At 31.0% G+C, this 9,553-nt stretch carries 12 protein-coding genes; 11 read left to right on the plus strand and 1 reads right to left on the minus strand.

The window, feature by feature from the left end; all coding sequences use genetic code 11:
• Positions 1-372 precede the first annotated feature (372 nt).
• The 4 genes from RR430_RS08150 (at position 373) to RR430_RS08165 (ending at position 4,610) form a co-directional block, all read left to right on the plus strand.
• Positions 373-840, plus strand: a complete 468-nt coding sequence (locus RR430_RS08150; protein WP_332488188.1) for a PTS sugar transporter subunit IIA — start codon at positions 373-375, stop codon at positions 838-840.
• A 15-nt stretch (positions 841-855) separates the two neighbouring features.
• Positions 856-1,686: a PRD domain-containing protein gene (locus tag RR430_RS08155; RefSeq protein WP_332488187.1), complete on the plus strand. Its 831-nt coding sequence runs from the start codon at positions 856-858 to the stop codon at positions 1,684-1,686.
• Between the two features lie 117 nt (positions 1,687-1,803).
• On the plus strand, positions 1,804-3,174 hold the full coding sequence (locus RR430_RS08160; protein WP_332488186.1) for a PTS transporter subunit EIIC: 1,371 nt from the start codon (positions 1,804-1,806) through the stop codon (positions 3,172-3,174).
• Positions 3,174-4,610, plus strand: a complete 1,437-nt coding sequence (locus tag RR430_RS08165) for a glycoside hydrolase family 1 protein (protein WP_332488185.1) — start codon at positions 3,174-3,176, stop codon at positions 4,608-4,610. The genes RR430_RS08160 and RR430_RS08165 overlap by 1 nt, the downstream gene beginning before the upstream one ends.
• Before the next feature lie 63 nt (positions 4,611-4,673).
• Here RR430_RS08165 and RR430_RS08170 read toward each other — a convergent pair whose 3' ends face one another.
• On the minus strand, positions 4,674-5,003 hold the full coding sequence (locus RR430_RS08170; RefSeq protein WP_332488184.1) for a cupin domain-containing protein: 330 nt from the start codon (positions 5,001-5,003) through the stop codon (positions 4,674-4,676).
• A gap of 226 nt (positions 5,004-5,229) precedes the next feature.
• Here RR430_RS08170 and RR430_RS08175 point away from each other — a divergent pair, with 226 nt between their 5' ends.
• From RR430_RS08175 to RR430_RS08205, 7 genes are all read left to right on the plus strand, one after another.
• The gene (locus RR430_RS08175) at positions 5,230-6,177 is read left to right on the plus strand and encodes a C45 family autoproteolytic acyltransferase/hydolase (RefSeq protein ID WP_442878271.1); all 948 of its coding nucleotides are present in this window, start codon (positions 5,230-5,232) and stop codon (positions 6,175-6,177) included.
• 58 nt (positions 6,178-6,235) lie between these two features.
• Positions 6,236-6,541, plus strand: a complete 306-nt coding sequence (locus RR430_RS08180) for an ArsR/SmtB family transcription factor (protein WP_332508910.1) — start codon at positions 6,236-6,238, stop codon at positions 6,539-6,541.
• A gap of 68 nt (positions 6,542-6,609) precedes the next feature.
• Complete coding sequence (locus RR430_RS08185; RefSeq protein WP_332508911.1) at positions 6,610-7,626, plus strand: permease; 1,017 nt, start codon at positions 6,610-6,612, stop codon at positions 7,624-7,626.
• Between the two features lie 14 nt (positions 7,627-7,640).
• Positions 7,641-7,979 carry a thioredoxin family protein gene (locus RR430_RS08190; protein ID WP_332508912.1) on the plus strand — a complete coding sequence of 113 codons (339 nt, stop codon included), beginning with the start codon at positions 7,641-7,643 and terminating at the stop codon, positions 7,977-7,979.
• Position 7,980: 1 nt separating this feature from the next.
• Positions 7,981-8,397, plus strand: coding sequence for an arsenate reductase/protein-tyrosine-phosphatase family protein (locus RR430_RS08195; RefSeq protein ID WP_332508913.1), 417 nt, complete (start codon positions 7,981-7,983; stop codon positions 8,395-8,397).
• Positions 8,398-8,593: 196 nt separating this feature from the next.
• Positions 8,594-9,001: a helix-turn-helix transcriptional regulator gene (locus tag RR430_RS08200; RefSeq protein ID WP_332508914.1), complete on the plus strand. Its 408-nt coding sequence runs from the start codon at positions 8,594-8,596 to the stop codon at positions 8,999-9,001.
• Positions 9,002-9,012: 11 nt separating this feature from the next.
• Positions 9,013-9,342 (plus strand): hypothetical protein, encoded by a 330-nt coding sequence (locus RR430_RS08205; RefSeq protein WP_332508915.1) that lies wholly within the window; start codon positions 9,013-9,015, stop codon positions 9,340-9,342.
• The last annotated feature ends 211 nt before the right edge of the window (positions 9,343-9,553 follow it).

Raw genomic sequence — 9,553 nt, forward strand, 5'->3', positions numbered from 1 at the left:
CTTCTTTTGTTTGTTACCACTATTGTAAGTAAAACCAGTCGTTGCTACAAGCAACTCCAATTAACAATTACATTTTGATAAAATTGCATCATTAATTCATATTCAAATTCAATTTGATAATCTACGATTAATAATGTATTCTATCTAAACATACTTGCATACTGTTCAACTAAGAAAGAAAAATAAACTCAACTAAAATTTCTTATGTAAATAATCATTTCTAATGTTTTTTAAATTAGTATAAATTTTATCATTGACATTTATTTTGTCTTTGTGCTAATATCAACTTGTAAATAGGATTGTTACTCCTCGGAGGCTTGACCTGACACTTATGTGGGTAGTCTGCGAGGATTTTTATATGGAAGGATCAATATGCTAAATCTATTTAAGAAAAAAAAGTTAAGTGAATTATATGCACCAGTAACAGGTAAATTGGTAAGTCTTGATTGCGTTCCTGATCCAGTGTTCTCATCGAGAATGATGGGAGAAGGTGTTGCTTTTGAATATGATAGCGACACAATATGTGCACCATGTGATGGTAAAATTGTACTTATCGCAAATACAAAACATGCAGTTGGAATAAATTCAAATGGAATAGAAATATTAATTCACGTTGGTTTAGATACAGTAAATTTACGTGGAGAAGGATTTGAAGTACTAGTTAATATCGGTGATAAAGTTAAACAGGGTGATAAGTTATTAAGAGTTAATCGCGAGTTTATGAAAGATCATAATGTAAACTTAATTACTCCTATGATTATTACAACAAAAGATATAAAATTAGATATAAGTAATCCAAGTATAGTTGATTTAAATAGTATTGTTATATCGGTGAAATGATAGGGAAGGAGAATTGTGAAACTACTAAAAAGTATTAATAACAACGTTGCATTATGTATTGATTCAGATGGCAATCAGTTGGTTGTTTTTGGTAAAGGAGTTGGATTTCATAAGGCTTCTGATGAAGTTGAGCTAGCAAAAATTGAAAGAACTTACTACGATGTTGATGTTGCTTATTTAGCAATGATTAATGATATTCCAGAGGATATTATTAAGATATCTGATAAGATTGTTTTTTATGCTAGAACTTTACTAGATAGCAATATTAGTTCGAATTTAGTATTCACACTTGCAGACCACATTAATTTTTGTATTCATAGATACAAAAAGAATTTAGTATTAAAACTTCCAATCACTAATGACATAGAACAGCTATTTGAAAAGGAAATGATGATAGGTAGATATGGAGTAAACCTTATTAAGGAGAAGTACAACATACTACTTCCAAAAGAAGAAGTTGCATCACTAGCGATTCATATTATAAACGCTCAAGAAAAAGAAAAAAACAGTGTGAATATTGAAAGCGATGAGGTAATAGATGAAATAACAAAAATTATTGAGATATCATTTCAAACATCCATAAATAGAGATGACTTTAATTATTCTCGATTTGTTTCGCACATGCATTATTTACTTAAGCGATTAAAAGAAAAAAGATTAATTAATACAAAAAACAGAAAAATATATGAGACATTAGTTTCAAGTTATAAAGAAACTTATGAGTGTACAGAAAGAATCAGTTTATATTTAAGCAGTAAAATGAAAATAGAATTAAATGATGAAGAAAAATTATATTTGATGTTACATGTAAATAGATTATGTATTCGAGAGGATTGTTACCAATAGGGCTTGACCTCATACAAATAAACTAGTGTTTATTGTGTGGGGTTTTATTTTTGATCAAATCAGTTTGAGACGTCCAAACTGTTTAGATAAATAATTCGAAAATTGGAGGGAAAAGACATGACAAAAAAGAATTATGAAGAAATCGCCAATCAGATTTTGGATTTAATTGGGGGAAAAGAAAACATCAGTTATTGTACACATTGTGTTACAAGACTGAGAATCACAACAAAAGATAAAAGTCGTATCAAAACAGATGAAATAAATAAATTATCAGGAGTGGTAGGAACACAATGGTCAGGTGAACAATTCCAAATTATTATAGGTAATGAAGTTGAATATGTTTATAAAGCGGTATGTAAGATAGCTAATATTAAGGAAGAAGAAGCAGTAGATGAAAATTTAGATGGAAATAAAAAACGAAAATTGACATTTAAAAATGCGATACCAACAATGTTGGATGTATTAACATCAATTCTTGCACCAATTATTCCAGCAATTGTTGCGTGTGGATTATTACAAGGAGTGCTATACTCAGTTCAATCATTTGGATGGATAGATCCAACTAGCGAAACGTATGTATTCTTCTTTAACTGTGCGCAAGCAGCATTTTATTTCATGCCAGTGTTAATTGGATATTCAGCGGCTAAAAGATTTAATTGCAATCCAGTACTTGCTGCTACAACAAGCGCTATATTGATGTTTCCGGCATTTTCTTCAATGGCAGGAACATCAATTAAGTTGTTTGGCATGGTTCCATTAACATATGCAGCATATTCATCTACTGTGGTTCCGGCAATTTTAACGGTATACTTCCAATCGCACATAGAACGAATTTGTAAACGATTCGTACCGAAAATGATCGATATAATTATTACTCCGTTAATTACAGTAATGTTATCAGCGGTAGTTGGTTGGGTAATACTAGCTCCTATTGGAGGATGGATTGGGACATTTGTAGCTGAAGGTATCTTGTGGCTGTATAATGCTTTAGGTCCTCTTGGAGGAGCAGTATGTGGAGCTATTTATCCTTTCATGTTAATGTCAGGTATGCAAGTTGCAATGACTCCTATTATTGCACAAAACCTAGCAACCTTAGGATATGATTTCATATATCCGGTAACATCAGCTGCATCAAATTCAGCAATGGCAGCATGTGCAATTTATATTTTCGTGAAAGCAAAAAAAGAGAGTACGAAATCGGTTGGTCTATCTACAGGAATCACTGCTTTAATTGGAGTAACAGAACCCGTGCTATTCAGTTTAATTACAAAATATCGCAAGGCTTTAATTGCAACTATAGTTGGTGGCGCAGCTGGTGGTGCAATTATGGCGTTATTCAGAGTTAAATATTTGTCTTTTGGGTTTGTACCTTTTGGAACAATAGTATTAGCAATGACAGATACATTTGTTTATTATCTAGTAGGTGTGTTTGTGGCTATGATTGTAGCAATTGGTGCAATGGTTATTTTAAAATGGAGGGATGAGTAATGTCGGGATTTAAAGAAAATTTCTTGTGGGGTGGAGCAACTGCTGCAAACCAAATTGAGGGTGCTTATCTAGAAGATGGCAAAGGTCTATCAGTATATGATATCGTAACTGTAGGATCACATACTAATCCAAGACGAATAACACCAATAATTAGTGAAGAAAATTTCTATCCATCAAGAGTAGCTATAGATCATTATCATCGATATAAAGAGGATATCGCATTATTTGCTGAAATGGGATTTAAAGCGTATCGTTTATCGATATCATGGTCTAGAATATATCCAAACGGCGATGATGAAAAACCAAATGAAAAAGGCTTGAAGTTTTATGATGATATTTTTAAAGAACTAAAAAAATACAATATTGAACCAGTGGTTACAATTTCACATAGTGATATTCCACTAGCTATTGCAACTAAATATCAAAGCTGGACAAATAAAAAAGTAATAGATTTATATGTTAAATATGCAAAAACCTTATTTGAAAGGTATAGTGAGTATGTAACCTATTGGTTACCGTTTAATGAAATAAATAATATGTTTTTATCCCTAAGTGCACTAGGTCAAGGGGCGATGTTTCCAAAAGAGGAGTGCACATTTCAAGGGCAACCAGATGATTTCGAAATGAGAATGAAAGCACTAAAGAATATATTTATTGCATCTGCAAAAGCAGTAATAGCAGGTAAAGAAATTAATGATAAATTTCATTTTGGAACGATGATTTGTCATATTACTAGGTATCCTAGAACATGTCATCCAGATGATGTATTATCAGTATTTAAAAATGATTTATTCTATAACAATACTTGTTCAGATATCATGCTTAAAGGTGAATATCCGTTCTATACACTAAATGAATTTAAGAATAGAGGTATAGATATTGAGTTAACGGATGAAGATAAACAAATACTTAAAGAAGGAGTTTGTGATTACTATACTTTCTCTTACTACCAAAGTATATCTGAAAGTACATTAGATTTTAATGAACAGACAAGTGGAAATATTATGGGAGGCATTAAAAACCCATATTTAAAAGAAACAGAGTGGGACTGGCCAATTGATCCTGTGGGACTTCGATATACATTGCTTAAGGTTTATGATCGCTATAAAGTTCCAGTAATGATTACTGAGAATGGTATTGGATGTAGAGATGTACTTAATGATGATGGGACAATCCACGATCCATATAGAATTGAATACATTAAAGACCATATTGTTGAAATGGAAAAAGCCGTAAATGATGGTGTAGATTTGATTGGTTATATGGCATGGGGTTGTATTGATTTAGTGAGCGTATCAACAGGTGAAATGAAGAAAAGATACGGATTTATTTATGTTGATACAGATGATTTAGGAAATGGTAGTTTCAAACGTTATAAAAAAGATTCATTCAATTGGTACAAAAAAGTGATTGAATCAAATGGAGAAATACGATAGGAATATCAATAATACCTCGTGCTTATACACGAGGTATTATTTGATATTAGTTAGACTAAAAGATTATCTTTCAATTACTATAGTTAGTAAAACTAAATCATCATCACCAGTATTGATGATTGAATGCGATGATCCTTTAAGACATATGTGACATGTGCCTGCAGTTAATATTTCTTCTTTTCCATCACAGATAGCTTTACCAGTACCAGAGAGTACATAGTTTATATCATCACTTGTTTCGTGTTTGTGTTGACCAATAGAACTGTCTTTATGTATGTGAGTGGGAATGATTTTTCTATCGGAATCCATATACATTTTTGCACTCATTTTACCAGTGCCATTATTCATTCCAGGTATTTCGATTTCTTTGATTGAGTTAAAGTCAATATGCATATTAATATCTCCATTTCTTGGCTGTAATTATACAACATTTCTTTTGTTTTGGTTCAAGATAAAGCAAATATTTATTTGTAATCTAAATCGTTTGACATTAAATTTTTATTGAACTATTCTAAACGTGTGAGTTGACGTCGACTCTCTAAATTAAAAAAAGGAGAGTTAAAATGTATCATGTAAGATTAAAAAAAGTCATTATGAAGCAGGGTTTCATTGGGGACAAATGTTAAGGAAACATGGAACTTTATTAAGCAAACAAATTGATTTTGTTGCAAGAGATGAAAAGAAGGAATTTGCTAGAAATTGTATTCCAATTTATGAAGAATACTATCCGGAAGTTATACAAGAGATTAGAGGTTTAGCAGATGGGCAAGAGGATTCATTTGATTTTTTAAGTATGTTCTTATTGAGCATGTATTGTTTTGAGTTTGAGAATCATTGTACATGTTTTGCTTGTAAAGATAGAAGTAAAATTCTATTTGGTAGGAACAGTGATTTTTTGGTTAAACTAGAAAAAAGTAATTTGAACTGTGTTTACCAATTAGATAATGTTTACGCATTTAATGGGAATACAACAGCATTTATACAAATGGAAGATGGTATGAATGAGCATGGTCTAGCGGTAGGTTTAACATTTATATACCCTAAGGTACGTGACTATGGTTTAAATGCAGGAATGTTAGTGAGATACATCTTAGAAAAATGTAAGACAACACAAGAGGCACTTGATTTTTTGAAAAGAGTCCCTATAGCTTCTCAACAAACATTAACAATAGTCGATTCTAGTGGCGATATGATAGTCGTAGAGTGCAATCCATATACTGTTGAAGTAATTAGACCTAATAGTGATGGGAACTTTGTAGTAACAGCAAATAATTTTAACTCATTAGTAATGGAACAGTATAAATATGAAGGTATATTAGATGATTGGAAATCTGAAGAAAGATACAATGTTGCGTATAATGCATTAAAGAACTGTAATAACATATTCTCGGTAGATACAATAAAAGATATTCTTTCGGGTAAATATGGATTTATGTGCCAATATGATAGAAGTACTGGAGCAGATACTGTCTGGTCAGTAATTTATGATGTTAAAAACAAGATTATTCATCGTGTCGAGGGTAATCCTTCACGAAAAAGATTTAAACAAATTAGTAGTAAAAGATGACAGATTAGCAGAGATATGATATATTTTTCATATCAAAATAATTTGATGTGAGGTTAACATGACAAATGAGTATAAAAATGATGCGAAGATATTTAAAGCACTTTGTGATGAAAAGCGACTTCAAATATTGAAGTTATTAAAAAATGGAGAAAAATGTGCTTGTATACTAATAGAAGAAATGAATATGGGACAGTCTGCATTATCGTATCATATGAAAATATTGTGTGAAAGTAATATAGTAAAAGCAAGACAAGATGGTAAATGGACTCATTACAGTATTAATGCTGAGGGTAGTAAGTATGCATTAAAACGGTTAATGGAAATTACGGATAGTAAAAAAGGTAATTCTAGTTGTTGTAAATAAGTCATCGTTTGATGGCTTTTACTTAAAATAACATATCAAAAATATTTGATATAACAAGGAGGTACATAATGGATATTTTAAAAACAATATTTGAATTTATTCAAAATCAAGTGTTAGGAATGAAGTGGCTAAATGAAACTATTGGGACACTTTTATCGATGATAGGTATTGATGTACAAACACGATTTGGAGGCAGTATTCAATTTTTCATTTATGATGTCATTAAAATAACAATCTTATTATGTGTACTTATATTTATAATTTCATATATCCAAAGTTATTTTCCGCCAGAAAGAAGTAAAAAAATATTAGGGAAGTTTAAGGGTATTGGTGCTAATGTCATTTCTGCTTTATTAGGTACAGTAACCCCATTCTGTTCTTGTTCATCAATACCATTGTTTATAGGATTTACAAGTGCAGGATTACCATTAGGGGTTACATTCTCATTTCTTATCTCATCCCCAATGGTTGATCTTGGAAGTTTGGTTTTACTTATGAGTATATTTGGGATAAAGGTTGCGGTAATTTACGTTGTAATGGGTTTAGTGATTGCGGTAATAGGAGGAACATTGATTGAAAAAATGCATATGGAGAAATATGTAGAAAGTTTTATCCGAAACGCAAAACATGTCGATATAGACTCACCAACATTAGTTGTAAAGGAAAGAATACAATATGCTAGGGAACAAGTTGTAGAAACATTTAGAAAGGTATTTCCTTATATTTTGGTTGGGGTTGGAATAGGAGCGCTTATTCATAATTGGATTCCTGCAGCATGGATTGAATCAATTTTGGGTAGTGATAATCCGTTGGGAGTTATATTTGCAACACTAGTTGGAATTCCGATGTATGCTGATATTTTTGGAACAATTCCAGTAGCAGAAGCATTACTTGCAAAGGGAGCTCAGTTGGGAACGGTATTAGCGTTTATGATGGCAGTTACAACATTGAGTTTACCTTCGATGATTATGTTAAAAAAAGCAATTAAGCCAAAACTGCTGTTCTTATTCTTTGTAATATGTACAGTTGGAATTATTTTAGTAGGTTATTTATTTAATGCATTACACGCATTCTTAATTATTTAAAGGAGGAAATGAGAATGAAATTATTTGGTAATAAAAAAGAAGAAAAGAAATCATGTTGTTGTGCTGCTTGTACACCAGAAATTATGAAACAGGCAGAACAACAAAAACAAGAAGAAGGAATCAAAGTTTTAGGATCAGGGTGTGCAAAATGTGTTGCATTAGAAAAAGCAGTTGTTAAAGCGATAGAAGAATTAGAATTAAACTATAAAGTAGAACACATTAGTGATTTTGCGGAAATTGCAAGTTATGGTGTAATGTCCACTCCAGCACTAGTAATTAATGGGAAAGTGGTATCTTATGGTAAAGTATTGAGCATAGAAGAAGCGAAGCAAATACTAAAGGATATCAAGTAATATGAAAGTATTACCTAAAGTAGCATTTGTATGCGTACACAATTCATGTCGCAGTCAAATTGCAGAAGCACTAGGAAAACATTTAGCGAATTATACATTTGAAAGCTTTTCAGCTGGAACGGAAGTAAAAGATAAGATTAACCAGGATGCAGTAAGATTAGTGAGTGATATTTATGGAATAAATATGGAAGAAACACAGCATTCTAAATTATTAAGTGACATTCCTCAGGTTGATATTGTTATTACAATGGGTTGCAATGTATCTTGTCCAACACTTCCATGTAAGTATAGGGAAGATTGGGGATTAGAGGACCCTAGTGGTAAAAGAGATGAAGAGTATATTAAGATTATAGAAAAAATTTATGAGAATATCCTTCAATTGAAAAGAAGAATTGAAATAAATGAAATTGTAATTTAGTAATTTTAACGGATAGAACTTTTTGATAAGGAAGTTCTATTTTTATATTGAATACAGTAATTTGAGCTTAAATTAACATTAAACGTGGATTTGTATGAAATAACAGTATAAAATAAAGAGAAAATAGTGATGTAAAAAATATTTGATAGACGAAATTTATAAAAAATGACAATCTTTAGGTACAAGGAGAACAGTAATGGAAATTGGAAAAATGTTAAAAGATGCACGGTTACATTCTGGATTAACACAAGAAGATGTAGCGGATAAAATTAGAGTAACGCGACAAACAATGTCAAATTGGGAGAATGAGAAGTGTTATCCGGATATTATCAATGTTATTGAACTTAGCAATCTCTATGGCGTTAGCCTTGATGAATTACTTAAAGGAGATGAAAAGATGATTGAGCATTTAGAACAATCTACGAATACTGTAAATAGTAATAAGAAACTAATTGCAGCGATTGGTATCAACATTGTATTGGTTTTATTAATGATTCTATTTAATGGTATTATTGCGCAAAATAGATACTTAATTATTTTTGCAATGTGTGTAGGTATATTAAGTACATGTATTTTATTTTATCAAATTATTAAGAAGATATAGGAGAGATGAAGATGAATATTTGGTTTATTGGTTTATTCGTATTTATAATGTTTCTTGGCGCAATAACATTAAGTTATCAAATGTATAATATGATTTATTTAGATGCAAAAAGTAGAGGGTTAAAGCATCCAAAGTTTTGGGGTTTCTTCTCTCTTAGTGGTAATAAAGGCAGCGGTGGATTGATTCTATACTTATTAGGCAGAAATAAATATATATCAAACATGAATGATGAAGAACGTGCTGGTATGGAAATAAGAAAGAAAAAAGCTTTAGTTTCACTTTGTTTCTTAGTTGTGGGTGCAGTTGCTACCGTAATTACAGTTATATTATTTGAATTATAAGAGGAATTGAATCCTCTTTTTAAATGTTATAATGGATTTACGTAGTGGAGATAAAATGATGGAATTTCATGTAGATAGCTATACTGGAGAAATACTTAATAAAACATGTAATCACTTATATATTAAACCAAGTAAAGAATTGGAACATGTTGTAGCGCATTATACAATCACCTTTCAGAATAATGAAACTATACCTGAAGGAAGTGTATTG

The organism is Anaerorhabdus sp., assembly GCF_036641015.1.
GTDB lineage: Bacteria > Bacillota_I > Bacilli_A > Erysipelotrichales > Erysipelotrichaceae > Anaerorhabdus.

What these genes read in the sequence shown, in the direction of transcription:
- RR430_RS08175 (WP_442878271.1), top strand. Translation starts at nt 5,230, where the DNA reads ATGTTAAGGAAACATGGAACTTTATTAAGCAAACAAATTGATTTTGTT.
- RR430_RS08205 (WP_332508915.1), top strand. Translation starts at nt 9,013, where the DNA reads ATGAATATTTGGTTTATTGGTTTATTCGTATTTATAATGTTTCTTGGC.
- RR430_RS08170 (WP_332488184.1), bottom strand. Translation starts at nt 5,003, where the DNA reads ATGCATATTGACTTTAACTCAATCAAAGAAATCGAAATACCTGGAATG.
- RR430_RS08190 (WP_332508912.1), top strand. Translation starts at nt 7,641, where the DNA reads ATGAAATTATTTGGTAATAAAAAAGAAGAAAAGAAATCATGTTGTTGT.
- RR430_RS08165 (WP_332488185.1), top strand. Translation starts at nt 3,174, where the DNA reads ATGTCGGGATTTAAAGAAAATTTCTTGTGGGGTGGAGCAACTGCTGCA.
- RR430_RS08160 (WP_332488186.1), top strand. Translation starts at nt 1,804, where the DNA reads ATGACAAAAAAGAATTATGAAGAAATCGCCAATCAGATTTTGGATTTA.
- RR430_RS08180 (WP_332508910.1), top strand. Translation starts at nt 6,236, where the DNA reads ATGACAAATGAGTATAAAAATGATGCGAAGATATTTAAAGCACTTTGT.
- RR430_RS08150 (WP_332488188.1), top strand. Translation starts at nt 373, where the DNA reads ATGCTAAATCTATTTAAGAAAAAAAAGTTAAGTGAATTATATGCACCA.
- RR430_RS08195 (WP_332508913.1), top strand. Translation starts at nt 7,981, where the DNA reads ATGAAAGTATTACCTAAAGTAGCATTTGTATGCGTACACAATTCATGT.
- RR430_RS08200 (WP_332508914.1), top strand. Translation starts at nt 8,594, where the DNA reads ATGGAAATTGGAAAAATGTTAAAAGATGCACGGTTACATTCTGGATTA.
- RR430_RS08185 (WP_332508911.1), top strand. Translation starts at nt 6,610, where the DNA reads ATGGATATTTTAAAAACAATATTTGAATTTATTCAAAATCAAGTGTTA.